This is a genomic window from Micromonospora sp. LA-10 (genome assembly GCF_051853095.1).
GTDB classification, from domain to species: domain Bacteria; phylum Actinomycetota; class Actinomycetes; order Mycobacteriales; family Micromonosporaceae; genus Micromonospora; species Micromonospora echinospora_A.
Genome location: NZ_CP195710.1, coordinates 4,940,853 through 4,965,365, shown reverse-complemented (window position 1 = coordinate 4,965,365; position 24,513 = coordinate 4,940,853). Strand labels below are relative to the sequence as shown.

Below are 24,513 nucleotides of genomic sequence, written 5' to 3'. Positions count from 1 at the left end.
CGGTGCGCGCCGGGGTACCCGTGCGGGCATGGCCGCCACCACATCGTCCGCCGTCGAACGCGCCGCCGCCGCGCTGGCCCGGCTCCGGCACGCCCGGCTGCTGCACCCGGCCGGGCGCACGTTCGGCGGCGAGGCCCGGATCTGGGGTACGCCGGGACCGCCGGCCGGGGTTCCGCTGCTCGACTCACCCGACCGGTGGCCGGCCACGATCCGCCTCTCCAAGGGCGTGCCGACGCCGGGCCGCTGGCCGGACGTGCTGGGTGTGGCGGTACGGCTGCACCGCGACCCGGAGCCGCCGGTGGACCTGCTGTTCAGTTCCAGCGCCGCCGCGCCGGTGCTGCGGAACGTGCCGCTGCCCCGGCGGCGCTTCACCGGGACGTACACGTCAATCATGCCGTTCCGGGCCGGCGGACGGCGGCTGTTCCTGGCCGTGCTGGCCGACCCGGAGTCGCCCGACCTGGGCCGGGGCCTGGCCGAGGCCGGCGCGGCGGTGGCCGGCGACGAGCCCCGGCTGGTGCTGGCGGCGGCCTCGGCGGTGGGCCGGTGGCGGCCGTTCGGCGAGGTACGCCTCGACGACGAGCGCGGCGCCGCCGAGGACGCCGCGCTCGCCTTCGATCCGATCGGCAACGTGCCGCCGGGGTTGCGTCTGGCCGGCCCGCTGGCCCGGTTGCGGGACGACAGTTACCGGGGTTCCCGCCGGGCCCGGGGCGCGACGCTCAGTCGGGCGGCTCGACGGGGGTGACGGTCTGCTCGGAGGTGCGGTGCTCAAGCACCGTGTCGGGGGCGGCGTTCTGGTCGGCCTCGCGGATGTCGGATTCGGTGAGGATCGCGTCGGCCTGCGCCTCGGCGTCGTCGCTGCCCGCCGCCGCCTCCTCCGGCAGCAGGTGCGCTCGGGATTCGATCCGTTCCTGGTCAGTCGGGTCGTGGCTCGTGGTCATGGCGATCACATACCCCGTGTTCCGCACTTCGGAACGACAGCGGGCTTTTCGGCGGGCGTCGGGTACGCTGGCCGACGTGACGATGTCGTATCGATGGTTTACGCAGCCGGCTGGAGGAGCCGGTGAGTCGACCATGAGCTGACGTCACCACCTCTTCGAGCCGGCCGGGCAGGGATCCTTTTCCCTGCCCTTTCGTATGCGAGCAGCCGGCTCGATCCCCCGGACCCGGCACGGGGGCACGGTCGGCGGAAGGAAACCCCACCGTGACCACGTCCCAGGACGCCCATCGGGTCATCGACCAGCGCATCGACCGTGTGGTGCCGCTGACCACCCCGGCCCTGCTGCACCACCACCTGCCACTGGACACCCCGCTGGCCGAGGCCGTCGTGGCGGGCCGGCGTGCCGTCGGCCGGGTGCTGGACCGCGCCGACGACCGGCTGCTCGTCGTCGTCGGCCCCTGCTCCGTGCACGACCCGGCCGCCGCCCTGGAGTACGCGGGCCGCCTGCGCGAGGCCGCCGCGCGGGTCGCCGACGACCTGCTCGTGGTGATGCGCGTCTACTTCGAGAAGCCGCGCTCGACGGTGGGCTGGAAGGGCCTGATCAACGACCCGGCGCTGGACGGCTCCGGCGACGTGAACACCGGCCTGCGTACCGCGCGGGCGCTCCTGCTCGACGTGCTGCGCCTGGGCCTGCCGGTGGGCTGCGAGTTCCTCGACCCGATCACCCCGCAGTACATCGCCGACACGGTGGCCTGGGGCGCGATCGGCGCGCGGACGGTGGAGAGCCAGGTGCACCGGCAGCTCGCCTCCGGGCTGTCCATGCCGATCGGCATGAAGAACCGCCCCGACGGCAGCATCGCCACCGCCGTGGACGCGATCCGGGCGGCCGGTGTGCCGCACGTCTTCCCCGGCATCGACGTCTCCGGCACCCCGGCGATCATGCACACCCGGGGCAACGCGGACGGGCACCTGGTGCTGCGCGGCGGGGGCGGCCGGCCGAACTACGACGCGGAGTCGGTGGCCGGGGCGCTGGAGCTGCTGCGGGCCGCGGGCCTGCCGGAGCGGGTGGTGGTCGACGCCAGTCACGCCAACAGCGGCAAGGACCACCGCAACCAGCCGCTTGTCGCGGCGGACGTGGCGGCCCAGCTCGCCGCCGGTCAGCGCGGGATCGTCGGCATCATGCTGGAGAGCTTCCTGGCGCCCGGCCGGCAGGACCTGGACCCGACCCGGGAGCTGGCGTACGGCCAGTCGGTCACCGACGCCTGCATCGGCTGGGACACCACGGACGAGGTCCTGGATCACCTGGCGCAGGCCGTCCGGGCCCGCCGGGCCACGCTCCCGGCACGGGCCTGAGCGGGGTTGGGGCGAGTTTGACCGGTTCGGCGCCGGGTAGGTGGTCGGCGTGACCGATGACGCGCCCGTGACCGAGCAGCCCGACACCCGGCCGCTCGACGACCTGCTCGACGACATCTACCACGGCCAGGAGCGGATCACTCAGGCGGACATCTACCGCCGGGCGGTGGCCGCCGAACTCCCCGCGGAGCTGCTCACCCGGATCGCCGCGCTCCCCCAGGGCGAGTACGCGGCGGACGAGGCGGCCGATCTGCTGGGCGGCACGGTCGCCTGAGCCCCCGCCGACGAGAGGACGCGAACATGACCGACCGCAACCCCGACCACGAGCACCTGGCGGCGCTCGGCCAGCCCCCGGAGGGCGTCGACACGCTCCCGGAGCCGGACTTCGCCAACGAGCACGACCGGACCGCTGTGGACCGGGAGGTCGTCACCGGCGAGGACGAGGACGAGCGGGAGCCGGAGGCGTCGCGCGGCTGGGCTGGCGAGGACCACGGCACCACCCCCACCTGACGGTGGGAAGACACGGAAAAGGGGGCCGGCTCGCCGGCCCCCTTTCGTGTCCGTGGGTCACTCCTCGTGGCGACCGCCCTCGGCCGCCTGCTGGGCGACCGCGTACCCCATCTGGAGGAAGTCGGAGGCGGCCACCGCGGTCAGCGCGGTGGCGACCAGCCGGGTCAGCCGGGGCGCCAGCACCAGGCCGCCGGTGAGCCCGGTCGCCACCCAGACCGCCAGGCAGAACGGGCAGCTGACCAGCTCGCCGAGCGCGTGCCGGGTGGGGCTGCCCTCGTCGCGGACCTGCTCCATCACCTCGCCGCTGCCGATCGGGTGGTCGTAGCGGGTGAACGGCGCCCGCAGCGGGCTGGTGATCGCGTCCTTGGACAGCAGCCGGCTGAGCTTGTGCGTGGCGATCGAGAGCAGCACCACGTCCGCGGGCGTGGGCCGCTCGGGCACCGGCCGGCCGGTCGCCCGGACCAGGCCGACGAGCGCGGCGGTCACGCCCGCGTAAGTGCCCATCGCCTTCAGATAGCCCTCCAGCGGCCGGTGCTCGTGCGGCGCGTACGCCTGGCGCAGGCGCGCCACCTTCTGCTTCAGGCCACTCCCGGTCAACCCGGCCTCCTCGTGCTCGTCGTGCGGGCCGGGCTCATCCGGCGGTCAGGTTGTCGGCCACCTCGCGGTCGAGGTTGGCCAGGATCTCGTCGGCCAGGTCGTGGTCGGGGCCGGCCAGGTCGAGCCGCACCCGGGCGCCGCCCGCGTCGGCCGGCTCCACGTCGATCTCGGCGGACCAGTCCGCGGCGCTCCACCGGGCCCGCATGTCGTCGGCGTCGACGACCTCGACCCGGCACGTGCCGGAGTTGCGCAGCCGCTCCGGCAGCCAGGCCGAGGAGCGGTCCGGGTCGGTAGCGGTGTTGAAGACCACCTCCGGGGGCGCGGACATGCCGCGTTCGGCGTGGCTGGCCATCAGGCGTCCCGCAACCGGCTCGGGTCGACCTCCCGGCCGGGGTGCCGGGCCAGGTACTCAGTCTCCAGTTCGGCGGTGCGCCGCAGGTGGTTGGCGAGCGCCGAGTCGGTGGCGTGGCGCAGCGTGTCCAGCCGGGTGCGGTGCAGGCTCTGCATCTCCCGGACCAGGTCCTCGTCGCCCAGCTCCACCGGGTCCACCCCGAGCTGCTCTCCGTCGACGGCGCGGGCGTGGTCGCCGTCCCACTCCGCGACCCGCTGTTCCGGGCTCGCGTCCCGGCGTACCGATTCGGTCATCGTCGCCCCCTCGTCTCGTTCGGGTTGGCACCTGTTCGGATGCCCAGCGGGCGTGTCACCAAACCACCGCCCGGACTACGACGCCGTGTCGGAGACACCCCGGCCGTCCCGGTACTCTCGTGGGCATGGAACGGCTCTGGACACCGGCGTGGATCGTCCGCCACGTGGCCATGGTCGTGCTGGTGGCAGGTTGCCTCGGGATGGGCTGGTGGCAGGTCACCCGCGCCGCCGGGGGGAACGCGATCAGCTTCGGTTACGCGATCGAGTGGCCGGTCTTCGCCGGTTTCGTGATCTTCGTCTGGTGGCGTGAGGTCCGGCAGGCGCTGCGGGCCGGTCCGGCGGGCGACGCGCAGCCGCCGGGCGATCCGGCGCCGTCGGCGGCCGCCGGCGCCGAGGCGGCGGGCACCACCCCGGCGGTACGCCGTCCGGTGCGCGTCGTGCGGACGCCGGCCGCCCCGGCCGACGGGGCGGACGACGCCGAACTGGCCGCGTACAACCGCTATCTATCCTGGTTGAACGCCAATCCGGGCGCCCGGCCCGGCGACTATCCCGGCTGAGGCCGGTGCGGAAGGACGGACGACGGTGGGCGGAGCCCTTACCCGGTACCGCGTGATCGCCTGGATCGTGGGCGTGGCGCTCGTGGTGCTGGTCCTGATCGGCATGCCGCTGAAGTACGGCTTCGACAACCCGAGCGTGGTGGGCGTGGTCGGGGTGGCGCACGGCTGGCTGTACATGCTCTATCTGGCGCTCACGTTCGACCTGTCCCGCCGGGCGAACTGGCCGCTGAAGCGGATGCTGCTGGTGATGCTCGCCGGCACCGTGCCGTTCGTCTCGTTCTACGCCGAGCGGCGGGTGAGCCAGTGGGTGGCCGCCGAGCAGCGGCCGCGTACCCCGGAGCCGGTCGCGGGCTGAGCGCCGCTCACCGCGGCGGCCGCCACGGCTCGGCCGGCGGCGGGTCGGCCCAGCCGCCCATGCGCGCCGCCTCACGGGCTCGGCGCAGCGCCCGGCTGACCTGACCGAACTGCCGTTCGTCGTCGCTGCTGAACAGCAGCACCTCGGTGCCGCGGACGCGGCCCCACAGCTCGTGCGCGGGGGGCCGCCAGCGGTCGCCGATCAGCACGAGCAGCAGCGGCACCAGCCCGACCCCGCCGAGCATGAGGTACGCCCCGGCGGTGAGCCGGTGCAGGCCGCCGGTGAAGCCGAGCAGCACCCCGACCGCGGCGATCATCGCGGCGGACACGACGACAGCGCGGATCGCGAGCCGGTCGTGCGGGCCGCGGTCGGTCCGCACCTGGGTGATCTCGGCCACCGGCCAGGTGTTGCGGCCGACGGTGAAGCGCTCGGCGGTGACGACGATGCCGGGCCGGGCGTAGAGCAGCTTGGGTGTGGCGGGTCGGGGCGGCTGGGTGGCGGAGCGGTCGGTCTGCACGGCGGCCTCCCGGGGACGCGGATCCCGTGCGGGAATCCCGGTTCCGGGCTTCATTGTGTTGCGGGTCCGCCACCTGACCTCGGGTTTTCGGCTGTCGACCGCCGGGGCTGCCCCGGGCGGCCCGCCGGAAAGAGAGAGCGATTTCCACCTTTGTCGTGACTTTGCGTGGCGGTGGCTGACGACATCCGCCCAGAACGACCAATGGGGCGAGCCACACCATCTACGCAGACGCCCCGAACCCGGGTACGGCCGGTCGGTGAGGCGGGCACGGACGGTCAGGCGCATCATCGTCACTTTCCGCCACTTTGCCAACTTTCGCCCCTGCTTGAACTCCCGGCCACTCCGATCACGGGTTAGGTTGTGCAGGTCGGCCCGGTCGACAGCCATCCGCCCGGATGGCCCCGGGCCGGTGTCGCCGGGTCGCGAACGCGCCCGGCGACCGGTGGGAGAGGAGCTTTCCGCTCTTGTCGTCCTTACGGATGCTGCTCCGCTCGCTGGCGGTGGCCGGCCTCTCGGCCGCGCTGCTCGCCCCGGCGCAGGTGGCTCGGGCCGAGCCCACCCCCGCCGAGCTGACGAAGCAGATCGAGAAGTCCTCGACTGAGCTGGAGCGAATCGTCGAGTCCTACAACAAGCTCAACGAGGACATCAAGGCCAACAAGGCCACCGCGGCCAAGTTGGAGGCCCGGATCGGGCCGTTGCAGGAACAGGCCGAGCGCAGCCGCGCCGAGGTGGGCGTGCTGGCGGCGACGGCGTACAAGACCGGCGGCATGCGTACCACCGCGGCCCTGCTGGACCCGGGCGGCCAGGCCACGCTGCCGGAGCGGCTGGGCACGCTGGACCAGCTCACCCGCCAGCGCCAGCGCACCCTCTCCAGCTTCACCGCCGACCAGCAGCGGCTGATCGACCAGAAGACCCGGCTGGACGCCACGCTCGCCCGCGAGGCGGCGCAGGCCAAGCAGCTCAAGACCGCGAAGACGCGGATCGAGGGCGACCTGGCCGACCTCTACGAGATGCGGCGCAGGGCGTACGGGCGGGCCACCGAGGCGCCCGGCAACGCCGGCTCGGCGGGCAAGCCCCCGGCCGTCTCCGGTGACGCCGGCAAGGCCGTCCGGTACGCCTACGGCGCGGTCGGCAAGCCCTACGGCTACGGCCAGGACGGCCCCGGCAGTTACGACTGCTCGGGTCTCACGCTCGCGGCGTGGCGGGTGGCCGGGAAGTCGCTGCCGCACAGCGCGGCGCGACAGTGGAGCGCCACCAAGCGGATCAGCCGCAGCGAGCTGCAACCGGGCGACCTGGTGTTCTACTCCGGGCTCGGGCACGTGGCGCTCTACGTCGGCAACGGCCAGATCATCGACGCGCCGAGCGCCGGACGCAACGTCAGCAAACGCGGTATGAACATCATGTCGATCGCCGGCTACGGCCGGGTCTGATCGACGCGGACGGCGAACGGCCGGCGTCCCCCTGTCGGACGCCGGCCGTTCGTTGTCTCAATTACTACCAGGTCAGGCCGCCTGCAGCCCCTCCGCGCGAGCCAGCTCACGCAGCCGGCCGAGGGCCTGGATCTCCAGCTGGCGGATCCGCTCCCGGGAGAGCGAGAACCGCGACGCGACCTCGGTCAGCGAGTGCTCGCGCCCGTCCTCCAGGCCGTACCGGGCCCGCATGATGCCGGCGGACCGGTCGTCGAGGTGGTTGAGCAGACCCTCGATCCGCTGCCGCTCCAGGCCGGTGAGCACGATCTCCTCGGGCGACGGCGCGTCGCTGTCGGCGACCAGGTCACCGAGGTTGGTGTCGCCGTCGTCACCGACCGGCGTGTCCAGCGAGACGGTGTCCTGCGACCAGCGGACCAGCTCGTTGACCCGCTCGACGGTCACGCCGAGTGCGGTCGCGATCTGCTCCGGCTCCGGGTCGCCGCCCAGCTCACGGGTGAGCTGCCGGGCCACGTTGCGCATCCGGTTGACGTCCTCCACCAGGTGCACGGGCAGCCGTACGGTCCGCTCCTGCTGGGCGATCGCCCGGCTGATGGCCTGGCGGATCCACCACGTCGCGTAGGTGGAGAACTTGAAGCCACGCTCGTAGTCGAACTTCTCGACCGCCCGGACCAGGCCGGTGTTGCCCTCCTGGATCAGGTCCAGCATGGGCATGCCGGAGCGCACGTAGCGCCGGGCGATCGACACGACCAGCCGCAGGTTCGCGCGGATGAACAGGTCCTTCGCGCGCTCACCCTCGACGACCAGCTGCTCCAGGTCCTCCCGGTCGACGCCGTCGGGAATGCGCTCCGAGTCGAGCAGGTGCTCGGCGTAGAGGCCCGCCTCGATCGTCTTGGAGAGGTCGACCTCCCGGGCGGCGTCGAGCAGCGGCGTCCGGGAGATCTCGTGCAGGTAGACGCCGACCAGGTCCCGCTCCTCGGCGACCTCGTCGGTACGCATGCCGATGTTCTTGTCCACGATTGCCACGGTCCCCTCGCTCGCGCCGGTTGCCCGGTTCCTTGCCATCCCCACGTTCATCAGCCCTCCCCGTAACCTCCGCTGTGCCCGTAGGTGCTGACACCTACACAACAGATGTGACGCGTCGGGGATTCCATGCCGTGAGTCGAAACTGTCACGAATGCCTGAGTACTAGCTGAGAGCCCGGTCCATGTTTCCTGTTACCGGCCCGGTTCGGACGGGTTCCGGACACGGCTTTTGACGCCTGCCGGAGCTGCTGAATCGCTATTCGCCCATGGAATGGCACCATTGCCTGTTCCATGAACACAGCGAGCCGCGTCACCGGGTCGTTGCGATCCTGGTCACTGCGAGATACGCGCTCGCGGACCGGTCGGTTCAGCCACGCTCAGGATTACCCTCCGCCTCGTTGAACAATCCGTGCGGGCGGGAACGTCCCCCTCCCGCACGTGATACGCGTCGCACCCCCCGGACGGATGCGCCCGGGCGGGTGGATCGGCGGGAGAACGGGTGAGCGGGAGCGGTCAGGAGGCGAGCAGGGCGAGCGCGCCGCGTACCTGGTGGGCGGAGCGGGCCAGCGCGGCCCGGGCGGCCGGCACCTCGGCGCCGGAGACGAGCGCGACGAGCGCGGTCTTCAGGTCGCCGTCGGCCTCCCGCAGGGCGGCCCGGCAGACCTCCTCGGCGCAGCCGGTGGCCTCCATGAGGATCGAGATCATGCGGCCGCGCAGTTTGGCGTTCGTGGCCACCATGTCGATCATCAGGTTCGAGTAGACACGGCCCAGACGCACCATGACGGCCGTGGAAAACGTGTTGAGCACCAGCTTCTGCGCGGTGCCGGCCTTCATCCGGGTCGACCCGGTGACCACCTCCGGCCCGGTGTCCACGCCGATGAAGACGTCCACCGACGCGGCGGCCGGGGCCTCCGGATTCGCGCAGAGCAGCACCGTAGCGGCCCCCAGCTCCCGGGACGCGGCGAGCGCCCCGAGGACGTACGGGGTGCGTCCGCTGGCCGCCAGGCCCACCACCAGGTCGCCCGGGCGTACGCACTCGGCGGCTTCGGCGGCGCCGCCGCGCTCGTCGTCCTCGGCGTCCTCGACCGCCCGCCACATGGCGTCCGGGCCACCGGCGAGGTGCGAGCAGAACCAGTGCCGGGGCGAGTTGAACGTGGGGGCCAGCTCGGCCGCGTCCAGCACGCCGAGGCGGCCGGAGGTGCCGGCGCCGAAGTAGTGCACGCGGTGTCCGTCACGCAGCGCGGCCACCGCCAGGTCGACGGTCTCGGCGATCTCGTCCAGCACGGCGGCGACGGCGGCCGGCACCCTCCGGTCGGCCTCGTTGATCACGGTGAGCACGTCCCGGGTGGACATCAGGTCGAGGTCGAAGCTGTGCGGGTTGCGACGCTCGGTCGGCGCGCCGACACGCACCACCGGCTGGATCGCCGCCACGCCGTCGCGTTCCACCCGGCCCGCCGTCATCCCCGCCTCCGCCCGGGACCGACCCGGCGCGACTTGACCGCCTCGGCGGTGGCTTCGAGCGCCTTCTTGGTCCGGGCGCGGCTGCGCGCGGCCACCCCGACGAAGAGGCAGTCGACGACGGTGAGCTGGGCCAGCCGGCTGGCCGTCGCGCCGGAGCGGTAGGTCGTCTCCCGGGCGGCGGTGGTGAGCACGTGGTCGGCGACGTCGGTGATCGGCGAGCGCGGGAAGTTGGTGAGCGCCACGGTGGTGGCTCCGCGGGCCCGCGCCTGCTCCAGCACCTCGATGACGTCGGACGTGGTGCCGGTGTGCGAGATGCCGACCGCGACGTCGCCGCGCCCGAGCAGGGCGGCGGAGGTGAGCGCGGTGTGCACGTCCGGGAAGTAGAACGCGATGCGGCCGATGCGGTGCAGCTTCTGCTGGAAGTCGGAGGCGACGAAGCCGCTGGCGCCCGCGCCGTAGACGTCGATCCGGCCGGCGGCGCCGATCGCCTCGACGACCTGCTCGCAGACCGCCGGGTCGAGCTGCTCGGCGGTCTCCTCGACGGCCCGGGCGTCGTTGAAGGCGATGGTGGCGATGATCTGGGCCAGGTCCGCGCCCGGCGGGATGTCGCCACCGACGACCCGCGCGTCCGGCGGCTCGATCCGGCGGGCGGCCTCGGCGGCGAGGCGGATCCGCAGCTGGGGATAGCCGTCCATGCCGACCGAGCGGCAGAAGCGGATCACGGTCGCCTCGGATGTCTCGGCGGCGGTGGCGAGGTCGGTGATCGTGCGCCGGGCCGCGTCCGCCGGATCGGCGACGACCAGCCGGGCCACCCGCTGTTCGGCCGGGGACAGCGAGGGCAGCAGGCCGCTGATGTGGACGATCAGTCCACCGGGCTCGTGACTCGCAGAAATCTTCGGACTCTTCGCCACGGATGAAACTTACTTTCAGAGGGCGTGAGCGTCAACCATGACACCGCGTATCGGGAAATTTACCGTCTTCCGTGCCCGCCACCCGAGCCAAGGATCCCATTCTCGCAGCCCGGCCGCTTCATCCGGTCCGGCCGAGTCCGTCCCGCCGGGCGACGTGCCGGTCCGCCGTCGCGCGCGCCCGCCTGGCTGGACGGCCTCGACCAGGCAGGCCGGACGGCCGCCGCCGGGCCGCCGGACGGCCGGTGGGGCCGTTGGTTAGCGTGTGTCCATGACGGAACGCACGGTGCTGGTGACCGGAGGTACGGGCGGACTGGGCGGCGCGGTCACCGACGCCTTCCTGGAGGCCGGCTGGCGGGTGGTCGTACCCCAGCGGGAGCCCGGGACGGACGGCGGCGGCCCGGTCCGCGTCGAGGCGGACCTGCTGACCCCCGAGGGGGCCGCGCGGGCGGTCGAGGTCGCCACCGCCGAACCCGCCGCGCCGCTGCGCGCGCTGGTCAACCTGGTCGGCGGGTACGCCGCCGGCGGCCTGGTGCACGAGACCCCGGTCGAGGAGTTCGAGCGGATGCTGCGGATCAACCTGCGCCCGACCTACCTGGTGACCCGGGCGGCGCTGCCGCACCTGTCGGCGACCGGCGACGGCGCCGTGGTGTGCGTCTCCGCGCGGGCGGCGGTGTCGCCGTTCCCGGGCGCCTCGGGCTACGTCACCGCCAAGGCCGCGGTGCGGGCGTTCGCCGACGCGGTCGCTGTCGAGTACCGGCAGCGCGGTGTGCGGTGCAACACGGTGCTGCCGAGCGTCATCGACACCCCGGCCAACCGGGCCGCCCAGCCCGACGCCGACCACCGGCGCTGGGTGCCCCCGGCGGAGATCGCCGCCGTTATCCGGTTCCTGGCCTCCACCGAGTCGGCGCCCACGAGCGGCGCCGGCATCCCGGTCTACGGCCGGGCCTGAGCCGGCACCGGGCCGTCGCGGCCCGCGCCGCCGGCCGGACGCGGCGGGCCGCCCGGAGCCGGACCGGGACCGGCGGACGGATCGTCGGGCAGCCACTCGCTCAGATGCGCCCGGATCCGGCGGGCCACCTCCTCCGGCGGACCGTTGCCGTCCACCACCACGAATCCGCCGTACTCCGGCAGCCCCCGGTAGGCGGCGTCCGCGTCGGTCAGCCATTCCATGCTCTCGTGGTCGGTGCCGCGCCGCTCGATCCGGCGGTACGCCTCGGCCGGGTCGACGGTGAGCAGGAACGTCACCTCGGGCGCCGGGAAGACCCGGTACCCGGCCCGGGCCAGCCGTTCCCACCGCTGCCCGCCGTGCGCCCGGATGCTCGCGTACTGGCAGTAGGACCAGCGGTCCATCACCGCGGTACGGCCGGTGACCAGGCAGCTGAGCAGCGCGAGCGCGATCGCCAGCCACCGCAGCGCCGACTCGACGACGAGCAGGCCGTCGCGCCCGACGAGCCGCTGCGCGTCCGCACGGCCGACCCGTTGGGCGATGCGGCCCAGCCAGCGGCGGCCACCGGCGTTGCGGTGATAGGTCGCGGGGTGGCCGGCGGCGGTCAGGGCCTGGGCGAGCCGGTGCGCCTGGGTGGTCTTGCCCGAGCCGTCGATGCCGATCAGGGCTACGGCGCGCAGTCGGGCCCTGCCGCGCCGCGCTCGCCGGGAGCTGGCCACCTTGTCGAGGTTATCCGATCGACGCTCACCATCGCCGATTTGTCGCTTTCCTGCCCGAGCGGACGGACCGCGCCGCTACAGGTGTGACCAAAGCGCCAGCCGGGTACGCATCGTGATCCCAACGCCCATGACGACGAGGGAGCCGCAGATGGCCGAGCGCGGGGACGAGACCCTGGTGCACACGCTGAAGAAGGTCGCCGCCGTGCTCAAACAGTCCGAGATCCCGTTCGCGCTGGGTGGCAGCTTCGCGGTGTACGCGCACGGCGGCCACTCCAGCGACCACGACGTGGACTTCCTGCTCCGGGAGGCGGACGTCGACCGGGCACTGGAGGCGCTCGTCGAGGCCGGCTTCACCGCCGAGCGCCCGCCGGAGGACTGGCTGGTCAAGGTCTACGACGAGGACCGGATGGTGGACCTGATCCACCGGCCGGTCGAGACGCCGGTGACGGAGGAGACGTTCGCCGACACGATCGTGCGTCCGGTCGACGCCATCCACATGCCGGTGCTCTCGGCCAGCCAGCTCATGGTGCACAAGCTGCTGAGCTTCTCGCAGCACTACTGCGACTTCGCCCGCGCCCTGCCGCTGGCCCGCTCGCTGCGGGAACAGATCGACTGGGAACGGGTACGGAAGGAGACGCAGCACTCGCCGTACGCGGAGGCGTTCCTGGTGCTGCTCGACCGGCTGGACGTGCTGCCCGGCGGCGTGCCCGGCGGAAGGGAGACCCTGTGACCGGACAGTCGCACGACGTTCCACCCGACGAGTACGTCGAGGCGGAGATCCAGAGCATGCTCGCCGAGGACCCCTCGGTGGCCGAGCAGGGCATCACAGTGGTGCGCCGGGAGAGCGGGCTGGTGCTCTACGGCGAGGTGGAGAGCCCGCACCGGCGCGAGGAGATCCTGCGGCGGGTCGCCGAGCGCTTCCCGGACACCCCGGTCACCAGTGACATCGGGGTGATCCGCACCGAGGCGCCCACCCAGGTCGAGGAACTGCCGTGAGGGAGGTTCGATGGTGATCCGGATCGCCGCCGTCGGCGACGTGCATCTGGACGAGGACGTGGTGGGCCGGTTCCGGCCGGCGCTGGAGGAGCTGCCCGGCAGCGCCGACGCGCTGCTGCTCGCCGGTGACCTGACCCGGCACGGCACCGAGGCCGAGGCGCGCTGCGTGGCCCAGGAGTTCGGCGATGTCGGCGTACCGGTGATCACCGTGCTCGGCAACCACGACCACCAGTGCGACCAGGTGCCGCAGGTGGTGAAGGTGCTGGAGGACGCCGGGATCACCGTGCTGGAGGGCACCGGCACCGTGGTGGACACCCCCGGCGGGCGGCTCGGGGTGGCCGGCGTGAAGGGGTTCGGCGGCGGGTTCGCCGGGCGGTGCGCCAGCGACTTCGGGGAGCCGGAGATGAAGGCGTTCGTGCGGACCACCCGGGAGAGCGCCGACGCGCTGGCCGACGCGCTGCTCTCGCTCGACTGCGATGCGCTCGTCGCGCTCACCCACTACTCCCCCGTGCCGGACACGCTCGCCGGCGAGCCGCTGGAGATCTATCCGTTCCTCGGGTGCTACCAGCTCGGGCAGGCGATCGACGCCGCGCCCACCGCGCTGGCGCTGCACGGGCACGCCCACCACGGCACCGAGCGCGGCACCACGCCGGGCGGAGTACGGGTCCGCAACGTGGCGCACCCGGTGATCAAGCAGGCGTACAGCGTCTTCCACCTGGGCGGTGATCAGCTCGACTGAGCGGGAGGTTTCCGGGATCGGGCGTACGGGTATTCAGCCGCCATGGAGCTGATTCTCTGGATTCTCGCAGTCGTATTGGTGGTCGCCGGAATTCTCGCCCTGTTCCGCCGGCAGATCCTCTGGGGCATCGTCCTCATCGTCGTCGGCCTGCTGGTCGGCCCGGGCGGCGTCAGCATCTTCAACACCTAACCCGTACCGAAGCGCGACGCGCCGGAGTCCTCGGGCCCAGGCGTTCCCTCCTTGCGGATCGGAACGTCGGCACCCGAGGACTCCGGCGTCTCCGTGTCCGGGGCCGGATGTCCACCGACGTTTGCCCGCCCCGCTGAGCGGAAACATCTCGACCATGGAGATGTCGCAGAGTGTCACCCGGCGGACGGCCGGCGCCCGGAAGTGGTGGGCGCTGCTCGGCTTCGGCGCCGCCACCTTCGCCGCGGCCGCCATCGGCGGGCTGGGTGTCCAGGGCACCTCCACCGAGTACCAGAGCCTGGAGCAGCCCGCCTGGGCGCCGCCGTCGTGGCTGTTCGGCCCGGTCTGGACGGTCCTCTACGCGCTGATCGCGATCGCCGGCTGGCTGGTCTGGCGCCGGGCCGGTTTCGGCCCCGCGCTGTGGGCCTGGGTGGTGCAGCTCGTGCTGAACGCGATCTGGACCCCGCTGTTCTTCGGCGCCGGGGCGTACGGGCTGGCGTTCGCCGAGATCGTGCTGATGTGGCTGGCGATCGGCGTGACGGTGGCGCTGTTCCGGCGCGTCTCCCGGCCCGCCACGCTGCTGATGCTGCCGTACTGGGCGTGGGTGACGTTCGCGTCCGCGCTGAACTTCGCGGTGTGGCGGCTGAACTCCTGACCGGTACGGGACTCCTGACCGGTACGGGCGCGGAGGCCGGTCGCCCCCGCGCCCGCCGGGCTCAGCAGCGGGGTACGCCGGGGATGTAGCCGTCGTAGCCGGTGTAGACGTAGGCGTCGGAGATGAACCGGCCGGAGCCGATCCGGTCCCAGATCGAGCTGGTGCCGTAGGTGCCGCTGACGCTGGTGCCGCTGGTCTGGCACTGGATGGTCACCTTCGCCCCGTCGGCGACCGTGCCGACCGAGCTGTAGCCGGTGCCGGGGCCGGAGCGGACCGTCAGCGGGGACCCGGCCGTGTTCACGGTGCCCTCGCCGGTGTTCGTCCCGCCGCAGCCGTTGTCGCTGGTGTAGGTCTTGGTGCCCCAGTAGAGCGCCTGGACGCCGTTGAACTTGATCTTCACGGAGCTGCCGTCGATGCGCTGCTCGTAGTGCAGGTGCGGGCCGGTGGAGCCGCCGGTAGTGCCGACGTACCCGATCACCCGGCCGTAGCCGACGGTCTGCCCGACGGAGACGTTGAAGGCGCTGAGGTGGGCGTAGTAGGTGGTGTGGCCGCCGCCGTGGTTGATCCGGACGTACTTGCCGTAGCTGGTGTCGCCGAGGTTGGTGACCACGTCGACGGTGCCGGGCGCGCTGGCGACCACCGGGTCGCCGGCGTCGTCGGTGCGGTTGAAGTCGATGGCGTTCGCCGGGCTGTGGTTGGTCCGGGTCTGGCCGGACCAGGACTGGTTGCAGGGGAACGGGACCTTGAACGTCGGGGCGGCCATCGCCGGCGCGGCCGGCACGAGGGTCGCCGCCAGGACAGCCACACTCGCCCCGAGGGCGAGCCATCGCTTGCGCATCCACTGCCTCCAATGTTGAAAGTCTTCAATATGATGTGGACATCCTGACAGAAAGTTCCGTTCTCGGGAAGATTCGTGGGAGCGCACCCACAGCCGCTGGCCAGGGTTTCGGGATTGTTACCGGGCCGTGTCCGACCAGGGGTGGACCCGACACGATGCAAGCGCTTACATGTGAGGACGACCATCGGACCGGCGCGGGTTCGATCCCCCCACGCGCCGGCAAGGAAGGAGATCGGCATGGCGTTTGCCAGATCGCGCCAGACGCTCGCGGTCGCCGGCGTCCTGGGGCTGGCGCTCGGTGTCGCCGCCTGCGGCACCGGCGATGACAAGAAGAGCGACAAGGCCGGATCGGCCGAATGCGCCGCATACGAGAAGTACGAAGGTCACGACGGCAAGAAGGTGACCATCTACTCCTCCATCCGGGAGATCGAGGCCGACCGCCTCAACGAGTCCTGGAAGCAGTTCGAGGACTGCACCGGCATCGAGATCGACCACGAGGGCAACGCCGAGTTCGAGGCGCAGCTCCCCGTCCGGGTCGACGGCGGCAACGCCCCCGACCTCGCCTTCATCCCGCAGCCGGGCCTGCTGAAGCGCTTCGTCGACTCGGGCAAGCTCAAGCCGGTCGGCGCCGACACCAAGGCGATGGCCGAGCAGAACTACTCCCCCGACTGGCTGAAGTACAGCACCGTCAACGGCCAGCTCTACGGCGCCCCGCTCGGCTCGAACGTGAAGTCCTTCGTGTGGTACTCGCCGAAGACCTTCAAGGAGAAGGGCTGGACCGTCCCCACCACGTGGGACGACCTGATCAAGCTCTCCGACCAGATCGCGGGCAGCGGCACCAAGCCGTGGTGCGCCGGCATCGAGTCCGGTGACGCCACCGGCTGGCCGGCCACCGACTGGATCGAGGACGTGCTGCTGCGTACCGGCGGCCCGGAGGTCTACGACAGGTGGACCACCCACCAGATCCCGTTCAACGACCCGCAGGTGGCTGACGCGCTCAACCGGGCCGGCACCATCCTGAAGAACGAGAAGTACATGAACGGCGGCTTCGGCGGCGTCAAGAGCATCTCCACCACCGCCTTCCAGGAGGGCGGCACGCCGATCACCACCGGCAAGTGCGCGATGCACCGCCAGGCGTCCTTCTACGCCAACCAGTGGCCCGAGGGCACCAAGGTGGCCGAGGACGGCGACGTCTTCGCGTTCTACTTCCCGGCCATCGACCCGGCCAAGGGCAAGCCGGTGCTGGGTGGCGGCGAGTTCGTCGGCGCGTTCGCCGACCGTCCCGAGGTCCAGGCGGTGCAGACCTACCTGGCCTCCGGCGAGTACGCCAACAGCCGCGCCAAGATCGGTGACTGGGTGTCCGCGAACAAGAAGCTGGACATCAACAACGTGCCGAACCCGGTGGACAAGCTCTCCGTGGGCATCCTCCAGGACGAGAAGACGGTCTTCCGCTTCGACGGCTCGGACCTGATGCCGGCCGCGGTCGGCGCCGGCACCTTCTGGAAGGGCATGGTGGCCTGGATCAACGGCAAGGACACCAACTCCGTCCTGAACGACATCGAGGGAAGCTGGAAGTGATCTAGCAGGTGGCCCGGTCCGCGCACGCGGACCGGGCCACCTCTGGTAACCGAGCCCTTGAAGGAGGGTCGATGGAGTTCGACTTCGCGGCGGAGCAGCCGAAGTTCCTCATGCTGATGTACGGGCTGATCGCCTTCGTCGCGGTGGTGGGCGGGCTGCTCCTGCTCCTCGACGTGGTGCCGTCGTACTTCGCCCGGCGCCGGGAGGCGCAACTGGTCGCCGCCTCGGTGAGCGGCACGCCGCTGCCCCGCCGGCCCAAGCAGCGCGAGGGCGCGTTCGCGTTCTTCTTCCTGTTGCCGACACTGCTGCTGCTCGCCGTCGGACTGGTGGTGCCGGCCATCCGCACCACGCTGCTCTCCTTCATGGACTCCAGCAGCAGCAACTGGGTGGGACTGGACAACTACCGCTGGATGTTCGCCGAGGACTCGATCGTCCGGGTCCTGATCAACACGCTGATCTGGGTACTGCTGGTGCCGCTGGTGGCCACCGCGTTCGGCCTCATCTACGCGGTCCTGGTGGACAAGGCCCGGTTCGAGGCCGTGGCCAAGTCCCTGATCTTCCTGCCGATGGCGATCTCGTTCGTCGGCGCCTCCATCATCTGGCGCTTCGTCTACGCCTACCGGGGCGAGGGCGACCAGATCGGCCTGCTCAACCAGATCGTGGTGAGCCTCGGCGGCGAGCCGAAGCAGTGGCTGCTGGACTCGCCGCTGAACACGTTCCTGCTCATCGTGATCATGGTGTGGATCCAGGCCGGTTTCGCGATGGTGGTGCTCTCCGCCGCGATCAAGGCCATCCCGGCCGACATCGTCGAGGCGGCCCGGCTCGACGGGACCACCGCGTGGCAGATGTTCTGGCGGATCACCATTCCGAGCATCCGGCCGGCGCTGATCGTCGTGGTGGTGACGATCTCCATCGCCACGCTCAAGGTCTTCGACATCGTCCGGACCGCCACCAACGGCAACTACGACACGAACGTGATCGCGACCGAGATGTACAACCAGGCCTTCCGCTACCAGGAGAACGGCCAGGGCTCGGCGCTGGCGGTGTTCCTGTTCGTCCTGGTGATCCCGATCGTGATCTACCAGATCCGCAACCTGCGCAAGCAGCGGGAGGGCTGAGATGACCACCACCACGCCCACCGTCGGAGTCGGCGCCCAGGCCACCGAGCCGACCACCCGGGGCGCCCGGGTCCGCAAGCGCCTGAACAGCCGTACCGCCACGCTCGTGTCGATCGTCATCGCGATGCTCTGGACGATCCCGACCTTCGGCCTGTTCATCTCCTCGCTCCGGCCGGAGAACGAGATCAAGACCACCGGGTGGTGGACGTTCTTCACCGACCCGCAGATCACGCTGGAGAACTACCAGGAGGTGCTGTTCAGCTCCGGCTCGTCCGGGCAGCTGGCCAGCTACTTCATCAACTCGCTGGCGATCACCATCCCCTCGGTGCTCTTCCCCCTGGCCTTCGCGTCGCTCGCCGCGTACGCGCTGGCGTGGATGAACTTCAAGGGGCGGGACTGGGTCTACATCGGCATCTTCGCGCTCCAGATCGTGCCGCTGCAGATGGCCCTGGTGCCGCTGCTGCGGTTCTTCTCCACCGGCGTCACGGTCGCCGGGGTGCAGATCCTCCCCGCGTGGGACCTGGTCGACGAGCAGAAGTTCGCCCAGGTGTGGTTCGCGCACACCTGTTTCGCGCTTCCGTTCGCCGTGTTCCTGCTGCACAACTTCATCTCGCAGCTCCCCGGCGACCTGATGGAGGCGGCCCGGGTCGACGGGGCCACCCACCCGAAGATCTTCCGCACCATCGTGCTGCCGCTGATCATGCCCGCGCTGGCCGCGTTCGGCATCTTCCAGTTCCTCTGGGTCTGGAACGACCTGCTGGTCGCGCTGATCTTCGCCGGTGGCGGCGACGAGACCGCTCCGCTCACGGTCCGGCTCGCGGAGCTGGCCGGCACCCGGGGCAACGAGTGGCAGCGGCTGACGGCCGGCGCGTTCGTGTCGATCGTCGTACCGCTGATCGTGTTCCTGTCCCTCCAGCGCTTCTTCGTGCGAGGTCTGCTCGCCGGCAGCGTCAAGGGTTGATCCGGCGTCCCGCCGCCGGCACGGCCGGCGGCGGGCCCGGGTCACAGCGGGGAGCCCACGATGACCAGAATTGACGACGTCGCCCGGCTGGCCGGAGTCTCCACGGCCACCGTCTCCCGGGCGCTGCGGGGCCTGCCGACGGTCTCGGCCGCGACCCGCCGCCGGGTGCTCGCCGCCGCCGAACAACTCCAGTACGCGGTGTCGCCCAGCGCCAGCCGGCTGGCCGGCGGCCGGACCGGCACGGTCGCGGTGGTCGTTCCCCGGATCACCAGATGGTTCTTCGGCACAGTTGTCGAATCGGTCGAGGAGTTCCTCCAGGACAGCGGGTACGACCTGCTGCTCTACAACCTCGGCGGCCGGGAGCGGACCCGCCAGCGGGTGTTGCACACGGCGAGCCTGCACAAGCGCGTGGACGCGATCATCCTGGTCGCCACCCCGCTGCGGGCGGCCGACGTGCACGCGCTGACGAAACTGGAGCTGCCGGGCGTGACGATCAGCTCCGGCACCAAGGTCCCCGGCTGGCCCTGCGTCCGGATCGACGACGTGGCCGCCGCCCGGACCGCCACCCGCCACCTGCTCGACCTCGGCCACACCCGGATCGCGCACATCTCCGGCGACCCGGACGACGAACTGGCCTTCACCACGCACCTGGACCGGCGGCGCGGCTACCAGGAGGCGTTACGGGCCGCCGGCATCGCCCTCGATCCGAGCCTCGACGTCGAGTCCCGCTTCACCATCGACGGCGGCACCCGGGCCACCGCCGAGCTGCTGGCCCGGGGCGAGCCGCCGACCGCCATCTTCGCCGCGTGCGACGAGATGGCGATGGGCGCGATCACCGCGCTGCGCGACGCCGGGCTGCGGGTGCCGCAGGACGTGAGCGTGATCGGCATCGACGACCACGACCTCGCGGGTGTGCTCGGCCTGAGCACCATCGCCCAGCCCGCCGCCGAGCAGGGGCTGCTGGCCGCCCGCATCCTGCTCGACCCGCTGGGCGTACGGGCCGCCGCGCCGTACCCCGGCCCGGTGCCCGCGCCGCGCGGCGCCGACACCGACGACCGGACGCCGACCCCGGTGATGCTCCCCACTCGCCTGGTGGTGCGCGAATCGACAGCGCCGCCCCGGGCACACTGAACCAACTTGCTCGTCCCGCACCACCCAGACAGGAGTAAGGCCCTGAACACCCACGCGACGCAGCAGGCCCCGGGCACCGGATGGTGGACCGAGGCGGTCATCTACCAGGTCTACCCGCGCTCGTTCGCCGACTCCGACGGCGACGGGATCGGTGACCTGCCGGGCATCACCTCCCGGCTCGACCACCTCGCCGAGCTGGGAGTCGACGCGCTCTGGCTGTCCCCGTTCTATCCGTCCCCGCAGGCCGACGCCGGGTACGACGTGGCCGACTACCGCGACGTCGACCCGCTGTTCGGCACGCTCGCCGACGCCGACAAGCTGATCACCGAGGCGAAGGCGCGCGGGCTGCGGGTGATCGTCGACCTGGTGCCCAACCACACCTCGTCCGCGCACCGCTGGTTCGAAGCGGCGGTGGCGGCCGCCCCGGGCAGCCCGGAGCGGCAGCGCTACGTCTTCCGCGACGGCAAGGGCCCGGACGGCGCCGAGCCGCCGAACGACTGGGTGAGCGTCTTCGGAGGCCCGGCCTGGACGCGGCTGCCCGACGGGCAGTGGTACCTGCACCTGTTCGACTCCGGCCAGCCCGACCTCAACTGGGACAACCCGGAGGTGCGCGCGGAGTTCCTCGACGTGCTGCGCTTCTGGCTGGACCGCGGCGTGGACGGCTTCCGGGTGGACGTGGCGCACGGCCTGATCAAGCAGGCCGACCTGGCCGACTGGCAGGAGCCGCAGGAGATCCTCTCCGGCAGCGACGTGGACAAGCCGCGCCCGCCGATGTGGGACCAGGACGGCGTGCACGAGATCTACCGGGAGTGGCGGCGGGTACTCGACTCGTACCCCGGTGAGCGGGTCCTCGTCGCCGAGGCGTGGGTGGAGCCGGCCGAGCGGCTGGCCCGGTACGTGCGCCCCGACGAGATGCACCAGGCGTTCAACTTCGAGTACCTGATGGCCGCGTGGACCGCGCCGGCCCAGTACGCGGTGATCACCCGGTCGCTGGAGGCCACCGACTCGGTCGGCGCGCCCACCACCTGGGTGCTGTCCAACCACGACGTGGTCCGGCACGCCTCCCGGCTCGGGCTCGGCACCGCCGGTGGCCGGGCCAACGGCGTCGGCGTGGACGACCCGCAGCCGGACGCCGCGCTGGGCCTGCGCCGGGCCCGGGCGGCCAGCCTGCTGATGCTCGCGCTGCCCGGCTCCGCCTACCTCTACCAGGGTGAGGAACTGGGGCTGCCGGAGCACACCACGCTGCCCGACGAGGCCCGGCAGGACCCGACCTGGGCGCGCAGCGGGCACACCGAGCGCGGCCGGGACGGCTGCCGGGTGCCGATCCCGTGGGAGGCCGACGCCCCGTCGTACGGCTTCGGGCCGACCGACGCGAGCTGGCTGCCCCAGCCGTCGACGTGGGCCGAGTACGCGCTGGACCGGCAGCGTGGCGTGGCCGGCTCGACGTACGAGCTGTACCGGACCGCGCTGCGGCTGCGCCGCGAGCACGCGCTGGCCCGGGGCCCGCTGCGGTTCCTGTCCTCCGGCGACGAGGTGCTCACGTTCACCAACGGCGGCCTCACCGTGCTGACGAACTTCGGCGCCGAGCCGGTGCCGCTGCCGGCCGGCGCGCAGGTGCTGGTGTCGAGCGCCCCGCTCGACAACGCCACCGTCCCCACGGACGTCACCGTCTGGTTCCGGGTGTAAGGAAGGGCCCCTTATTAGCGCCTCCGGTAGAGGAAGGGCCCCTTCTTAACACCACCTGTTAAGAAGGGGCCCTTCCTTCCAGGCGGTCGGCTCGGGCGTGCAGCAGGTCGTGCACCTGCGCGATGTCCCGGGGTGAGGTGCGGGCCGCGAGCCAGTACATGATCCCGGTCGGGATGAAGAAGAGCTGGAACGCGGCCAGCCCGACCGCGTAGTTCAACGGCGGCGGGAAGGCCGTACGAAGCGCGGCGAACGCCACCCCGACCAGCCCGTTGCCGGCCGCCCGCCCGACGCCGTTCACCAGGTTGCCCAGGCTGTAGACGGTGCCCCGGTGCTCGGGCGGGTTCACGTCGGCGATCAGCGCGAACCAGTTCGGCGAGTTCGCCGACGTCAGCGCCAGCGCCACCACGGCGGTGAGCAGGCTCAGCCCCACCGTCGGCTCGGTCAGCACGCTGGACAGCACCGCCGTCACCACCGCGCCCGCCCCGGCGCCGTCGGGCACGTCGATGCGGATCGGCACGAAGAACAGGACCAGGTAGAACGGCAGCGCCGCGAGGATGCCGACGGCCGCGACAATGGCCCGGCCGCTCGGCGTACGCCGTTGCAGCGCGTCGCCGACCAGACCGCCCACGATCGAGAGCACACCGCCGAGCTGGAACAGCGTGGCGAAGACGCTGCCCACCACCACTGCCGTGGCCGGTGAGTAGCCCTGCGCCTCGGCCCGCTGGCTGAACAGCACCGGCAACCAGACCAGTGAGCCGAACGCGGCCTGGGCGGTCAGCCCTTGCAGGATCAGCCAGCGGTTGGTCCGGCGAGCGAGGATCCGGGGCAGGTCGGCGCGGCTGATCCGGTAGTCGTACTCGCTCCCGGCGTCGATCGCCCCGGCCAGCTCCGGTTCGCTCTGCCCGCGCCGGATGTCGTAGGTGAACAGGTACGCCAGCGTCGCGGCCAGACCCACGCCGGTCAGCAGCAGGAACGGCCGCCGCCAGTCGGTCGACCCGAGCACGCCGCCGAGCAGCGTCCCGGCAAGCGTGCCGACGCCCTGGGACAGCCCCCAGAAGCTCATCACCAGGCCCCGTCGGCGCGGTGAGATCAGGTCGGTGACCACCGAGAAGCCGACCGAGCCCACAGCGCCCAGCCCGACCGCGCCGACGAACTGCGCGGCCAGGAACGTCGCGTACCCGTCGGCGAGCGCGCTGCCCCCGGTGCCGGCGGCCCAGAGCAGCGTGCCGACCATGAGCAGCGGCTTGCGGTTGGTGCGGTCCCCGACGTACGCCCAGCCGACCGCCGCCACCGCGCTGACCAGGAAGCTGACGGCGGTGACCAGGCCGAGCATCCGGGCGGGTACGTCGAGCGCGGTGGAGATCGGCCCGTACAGCGGGGGCACCAGGCCGATCGCCACGTTGTCCAGCGAGGCGAGCACCACGAAGACCACGACGCTGTAGAACCGGTGTGCCGCGTTCCCGCGCCGGGGGATCTTCGTGCTGCTCATGCCCGGCAGCAAATCAGGTGCGGGTCACGTCGCGAACACGGACCCGCCGATCAGAGGTAACCACCGATCTCGACGGGCACCGCGCCGGCCGTGGCGGTGCCGGCCCGCAACGCGTACAACTCGGCGAGGGTGGCGCCCTGCGCGGGGACGCCGGCCCCGGCGCCGAGCCAGTCGACCGCCTCGGCGTGCGACAGCGGCCCGACCTCGACGCGGGCCAGGCAGCGACCGGGACGGGTCACCGCCGGGTGCAACCGGGACAGGTCCTCGTTTGTGGTCACCGCCACCAGCACCCGGCGTCCCTGTCCCAGCAGCCCGTCGGTGAGGTTGAGCAGGCGGGACAGCGCCTGCCCGGCGATCTCCCGGGCGTCGCCCCGGATCAGCGTGTCGCAGTCCTCCAGGATCAGCAGCCGCCAGCGCGTCCGCTCCTCGCCGTCCTCTCCGTCGTCGTCCTCCCCCACTGCCACCTCGGCGAGGTAGGCGGGGTCGCCGAAGAGCGCTTCGGGGTCGAGCACGCTGTCCACCTGGCACCACTGCCGCCACTCGTGGGCCAGCGCGCGCAAGGCGGTGGTCTTCCCGGTGCCGGGCGGCCCGTGCATCAGCAGCAGCCGCCCGGTGACCGTCTCTGCGGTGGTGGTCATCAGCGCGTCGAGCGCGGCCGCCGCCTGGGCCGGATAGTTCGGCCGGATCGCCGACCAGACCGGCGTGTCGATCCGGCGGTTGTCCCGCTGGGCGCCCCGCCGCGGGTCCTGGTGCCAGAATCCGATCGGCGCGGTGCCCGGCCGGACCGGCTCGGCGCCGGTCGTGACGATCTCGTCCAGCACTGCCGTCCCGGTCGCCTCGTCGACGGCGGTGACGGTGACCTCGGCGCCCCGCCCTCGCCAGGTGACCACCCGCAACGTCCAGCCGTCCCCGGTGGCGAGGCGGGCGGCGCGGTTGCGCTCGACAGCGGTCCGGGTGACGGTCGCCCGCTCCGGCACCAGCGACACCCCTCGCCGGACCTTCGCCATGCGGACCGTCCGGGCCCAGGGCTGGCGGCCGGTGACGAAATCGGTGAGCAGCAGGGTGTCGATGGCGTCGCCGGGACTGTCGACGTCGTCGTACTGGAAGACGGGCAGCGGGGTGCGCCGGGCGGCGCCGTCCGCGGGGAGGGTCGGAGACACGGCCCGATGATCCCCG

29 protein-coding genes and 1 pseudogene are annotated in these 24,513 nt (G+C 72.1%); 18 read left to right on the top strand and 12 right to left on the bottom strand.

Annotated elements, in window-relative coordinates; genetic code table 11:
• Nucleotides 1-28: 28 nt before the first annotated feature.
• Nucleotides 29-742 carry a phosphodiesterase gene (locus tag ACSDG8_RS23415; protein ID WP_210898482.1) on the top strand — a complete coding sequence of 238 codons (714 nt, stop codon included), beginning with the start codon at nucleotides 29-31 and terminating at the stop codon, nucleotides 740-742.
• Here ACSDG8_RS23415 and ACSDG8_RS23410 read toward each other — a convergent pair.
• Complete coding sequence (locus tag ACSDG8_RS23410; protein ID WP_210898479.1) at nucleotides 717-938, bottom strand: hypothetical protein; 222 nt, start codon at nucleotides 936-938, stop codon at nucleotides 717-719. The genes ACSDG8_RS23415 and ACSDG8_RS23410 overlap by 26 nt on opposite strands.
• Nucleotides 939-1,201: 263 nt before the next feature.
• Between ACSDG8_RS23410 and ACSDG8_RS23405 the strand changes: the two genes are divergently transcribed.
• From ACSDG8_RS23405 to ACSDG8_RS23395, 3 genes are read left to right on the top strand one after another with little or no spacing between them, the layout of a single operon-like run.
• Nucleotides 1,202-2,290, top strand: a complete 1,089-nt coding sequence (locus ACSDG8_RS23405; RefSeq protein WP_210898477.1) for a 3-deoxy-7-phosphoheptulonate synthase — start codon at nucleotides 1,202-1,204, stop codon at nucleotides 2,288-2,290.
• Nucleotides 2,291-2,330: 40 nt separating this feature from the next.
• Complete coding sequence (locus ACSDG8_RS23400) at nucleotides 2,331-2,564, top strand: hypothetical protein (protein WP_018786980.1); 234 nt, start codon at nucleotides 2,331-2,333, stop codon at nucleotides 2,562-2,564.
• A gap of 26 nt (nucleotides 2,565-2,590) precedes the next feature.
• Entirely contained in the window at nucleotides 2,591-2,800 is a 210-nt protein-coding gene (locus ACSDG8_RS23395; RefSeq protein WP_210898475.1) for a hypothetical protein, read from the top strand.
• 57 nt (nucleotides 2,801-2,857) lie between these two features.
• On the opposite strand, the gene ACSDG8_RS23390 is transcribed toward ACSDG8_RS23395, so the two are convergent.
• The 3 genes from ACSDG8_RS23390 to ACSDG8_RS23380 are packed head-to-tail and all read right to left on the bottom strand — an operon-like array spanning nucleotide 2,858 to nucleotide 4,042.
• On the bottom strand, nucleotides 2,858-3,397 hold the full coding sequence (locus ACSDG8_RS23390) for a DUF1360 domain-containing protein (RefSeq protein WP_210898473.1): 540 nt from the start codon (nucleotides 3,395-3,397) through the stop codon (nucleotides 2,858-2,860).
• Nucleotides 3,398-3,431: 34 nt separating this feature from the next.
• Complete coding sequence (locus tag ACSDG8_RS23385) at nucleotides 3,432-3,749, bottom strand: hypothetical protein (RefSeq protein ID WP_210898471.1); 318 nt, start codon at nucleotides 3,747-3,749, stop codon at nucleotides 3,432-3,434.
• Nucleotides 3,749-4,042 carry a DUF6158 family protein gene (locus ACSDG8_RS23380; RefSeq protein ID WP_210898469.1) on the bottom strand — a complete coding sequence of 98 codons (294 nt, stop codon included), beginning with the start codon at nucleotides 4,040-4,042 and terminating at the stop codon, nucleotides 3,749-3,751. Before ACSDG8_RS23380 ends, ACSDG8_RS23385 begins: the two co-directional genes overlap by 1 nt.
• Before the next feature lie 125 nt (nucleotides 4,043-4,167).
• On the opposite strand from ACSDG8_RS23380, the gene ACSDG8_RS23375 reads away from it, so the two are divergent.
• Nucleotides 4,168-4,599, top strand: coding sequence for a hypothetical protein (locus tag ACSDG8_RS23375; RefSeq protein WP_210898467.1), 432 nt, complete (start codon nucleotides 4,168-4,170; stop codon nucleotides 4,597-4,599).
• Between the two features lie 25 nt (nucleotides 4,600-4,624).
• Nucleotides 4,625-4,954 carry a DUF3817 domain-containing protein gene (locus tag ACSDG8_RS23370; RefSeq protein ID WP_030502253.1) on the top strand — a complete coding sequence of 110 codons (330 nt, stop codon included), beginning with the start codon at nucleotides 4,625-4,627 and terminating at the stop codon, nucleotides 4,952-4,954.
• 7 nt (nucleotides 4,955-4,961) lie between these two features.
• On the opposite strand, the gene ACSDG8_RS23365 is transcribed toward ACSDG8_RS23370, so the two are convergent.
• Nucleotides 4,962-5,471: a DUF6232 family protein gene (locus tag ACSDG8_RS23365; RefSeq protein WP_210898463.1), complete on the bottom strand. Its 510-nt coding sequence runs from the start codon at nucleotides 5,469-5,471 to the stop codon at nucleotides 4,962-4,964.
• A 464-nt stretch (nucleotides 5,472-5,935) separates the two neighbouring features.
• On the opposite strand from ACSDG8_RS23365, the gene ACSDG8_RS23360 reads away from it, so the two are divergent.
• Complete coding sequence (locus ACSDG8_RS23360; protein ID WP_210898462.1) at nucleotides 5,936-6,901, top strand: C40 family peptidase; 966 nt, start codon at nucleotides 5,936-5,938, stop codon at nucleotides 6,899-6,901.
• Nucleotides 6,902-6,973: 72 nt separating this feature from the next.
• Here ACSDG8_RS23360 and ACSDG8_RS23355 read toward each other — a convergent pair whose 3' ends face one another.
• From ACSDG8_RS23355 to ACSDG8_RS23345, 3 genes are all read right to left on the bottom strand, one after another.
• Nucleotides 6,974-7,963: a sigma-70 family RNA polymerase sigma factor gene (locus ACSDG8_RS23355; RefSeq protein ID WP_210898635.1), complete on the bottom strand. Its 990-nt coding sequence runs from the start codon at nucleotides 7,961-7,963 to the stop codon at nucleotides 6,974-6,976.
• A 473-nt stretch (nucleotides 7,964-8,436) separates the two neighbouring features.
• On the bottom strand, nucleotides 8,437-9,384 hold the full coding sequence (gene murQ, locus ACSDG8_RS23350) for an N-acetylmuramic acid 6-phosphate etherase (protein WP_210898459.1): 948 nt from the start codon (nucleotides 9,382-9,384) through the stop codon (nucleotides 8,437-8,439).
• On the bottom strand, nucleotides 9,381-10,295 hold the full coding sequence (locus tag ACSDG8_RS23345) for a MurR/RpiR family transcriptional regulator (protein ID WP_210898457.1): 915 nt from the start codon (nucleotides 10,293-10,295) through the stop codon (nucleotides 9,381-9,383). The genes murQ and ACSDG8_RS23345 overlap by 4 nt, the downstream gene beginning before the upstream one ends.
• A 268-nt stretch (nucleotides 10,296-10,563) precedes the next feature.
• Between ACSDG8_RS23345 and ACSDG8_RS23340 the strand changes: the two genes are divergently transcribed.
• Nucleotides 10,564-11,244, top strand: a complete 681-nt coding sequence (locus ACSDG8_RS23340) for an SDR family NAD(P)-dependent oxidoreductase (protein WP_210898456.1) — start codon at nucleotides 10,564-10,566, stop codon at nucleotides 11,242-11,244.
• On the opposite strand, the gene ACSDG8_RS23335 is transcribed toward ACSDG8_RS23340, so the two are convergent.
• Complete coding sequence (locus ACSDG8_RS23335; protein WP_210898455.1) at nucleotides 11,229-11,960, bottom strand: dTMP kinase; 732 nt, start codon at nucleotides 11,958-11,960, stop codon at nucleotides 11,229-11,231. The genes ACSDG8_RS23340 and ACSDG8_RS23335 overlap by 16 nt on opposite strands.
• 148 nt (nucleotides 11,961-12,108) lie before the next feature.
• On the opposite strand from ACSDG8_RS23335, the gene ACSDG8_RS23330 reads away from it, so the two are divergent.
• From ACSDG8_RS23330 to ACSDG8_RS23310, 5 genes and pseudogenes are all read left to right on the top strand, one after another.
• Nucleotides 12,109-12,690, top strand: a complete 582-nt coding sequence (locus tag ACSDG8_RS23330) for a nucleotidyltransferase (RefSeq protein ID WP_174533809.1) — start codon at nucleotides 12,109-12,111, stop codon at nucleotides 12,688-12,690.
• A gap of 56 nt (nucleotides 12,691-12,746) precedes the next feature.
• The gene (locus tag ACSDG8_RS23325) at nucleotides 12,747-12,956 is read left to right on the top strand and encodes a hypothetical protein (RefSeq protein ID WP_221454666.1); all 210 of its coding nucleotides are present in this window, start codon (nucleotides 12,747-12,749) and stop codon (nucleotides 12,954-12,956) included.
• A 10-nt stretch (nucleotides 12,957-12,966) separates the two neighbouring features.
• A pseudogene (locus ACSDG8_RS23320) lies at nucleotides 12,967-13,747 on the top strand (metallophosphoesterase family protein).
• On the top strand, nucleotides 13,738-13,884 hold the full coding sequence (locus tag ACSDG8_RS23315; RefSeq protein ID WP_013288160.1) for a GPGG-motif small membrane protein: 147 nt from the start codon (nucleotides 13,738-13,740) through the stop codon (nucleotides 13,882-13,884). The pseudogene ACSDG8_RS23320 and the gene ACSDG8_RS23315 overlap by 10 nt, the downstream one beginning before the upstream one ends.
• Nucleotides 13,885-14,038: 154 nt before the next feature.
• Nucleotides 14,039-14,536 carry a TspO/MBR family protein gene (locus ACSDG8_RS23310; protein WP_210898451.1) on the top strand — a complete coding sequence of 166 codons (498 nt, stop codon included), beginning with the start codon at nucleotides 14,039-14,041 and terminating at the stop codon, nucleotides 14,534-14,536.
• 61 nt (nucleotides 14,537-14,597) lie between these two features.
• Here ACSDG8_RS23310 and ACSDG8_RS23305 read toward each other — a convergent pair whose 3' ends face one another.
• Nucleotides 14,598-15,374 (bottom strand): M23 family metallopeptidase, encoded by a 777-nt coding sequence (locus tag ACSDG8_RS23305; RefSeq protein WP_210898449.1) that lies wholly within the window; start codon nucleotides 15,372-15,374, stop codon nucleotides 14,598-14,600.
• A gap of 237 nt (nucleotides 15,375-15,611) precedes the next feature.
• Between ACSDG8_RS23305 and ACSDG8_RS23300 the strand changes: the two genes are divergently transcribed.
• From ACSDG8_RS23300 to ACSDG8_RS23280, 5 genes are all read left to right on the top strand, one after another.
• A complete protein-coding gene (locus ACSDG8_RS23300; RefSeq protein ID WP_210898447.1) occupies nucleotides 15,612-16,952 on the top strand; it encodes an ABC transporter substrate-binding protein in 1,341 nt (446 codons plus the stop codon).
• A 71-nt stretch (nucleotides 16,953-17,023) separates the two neighbouring features.
• Complete coding sequence (locus tag ACSDG8_RS23295; protein WP_073830593.1) at nucleotides 17,024-18,070, top strand: carbohydrate ABC transporter permease; 1,047 nt, start codon at nucleotides 17,024-17,026, stop codon at nucleotides 18,068-18,070.
• A gap of 1 nt (nucleotide 18,071) precedes the next feature.
• The gene (locus ACSDG8_RS23290) at nucleotides 18,072-19,031 is read left to right on the top strand and encodes a carbohydrate ABC transporter permease (protein WP_030502267.1); all 960 of its coding nucleotides are present in this window, start codon (nucleotides 18,072-18,074) and stop codon (nucleotides 19,029-19,031) included.
• A 60-nt stretch (nucleotides 19,032-19,091) separates the two neighbouring features.
• Nucleotides 19,092-20,162, top strand: a complete 1,071-nt coding sequence (locus ACSDG8_RS23285; protein WP_210898445.1) for a LacI family DNA-binding transcriptional regulator — start codon at nucleotides 19,092-19,094, stop codon at nucleotides 20,160-20,162.
• A 42-nt stretch (nucleotides 20,163-20,204) separates the two neighbouring features.
• Nucleotides 20,205-21,848, top strand: coding sequence for a glycoside hydrolase family 13 protein (locus ACSDG8_RS23280; RefSeq protein WP_210898633.1), 1,644 nt, complete (start codon nucleotides 20,205-20,207; stop codon nucleotides 21,846-21,848).
• A 58-nt stretch (nucleotides 21,849-21,906) separates the two neighbouring features.
• Here the strand turns inward: ACSDG8_RS23280 and ACSDG8_RS23275 are convergent, their stop codons facing one another.
• Nucleotides 21,907-23,337: an MFS transporter gene (locus tag ACSDG8_RS23275; RefSeq protein ID WP_210898443.1), complete on the bottom strand. Its 1,431-nt coding sequence runs from the start codon at nucleotides 23,335-23,337 to the stop codon at nucleotides 21,907-21,909.
• 50 nt (nucleotides 23,338-23,387) lie between these two features.
• Complete coding sequence (locus ACSDG8_RS23270; RefSeq protein WP_210898441.1) at nucleotides 23,388-24,497, bottom strand: DUF5925 domain-containing protein; 1,110 nt, start codon at nucleotides 24,495-24,497, stop codon at nucleotides 23,388-23,390.
• Nucleotides 24,498-24,513 lie beyond the last annotated feature (16 nt).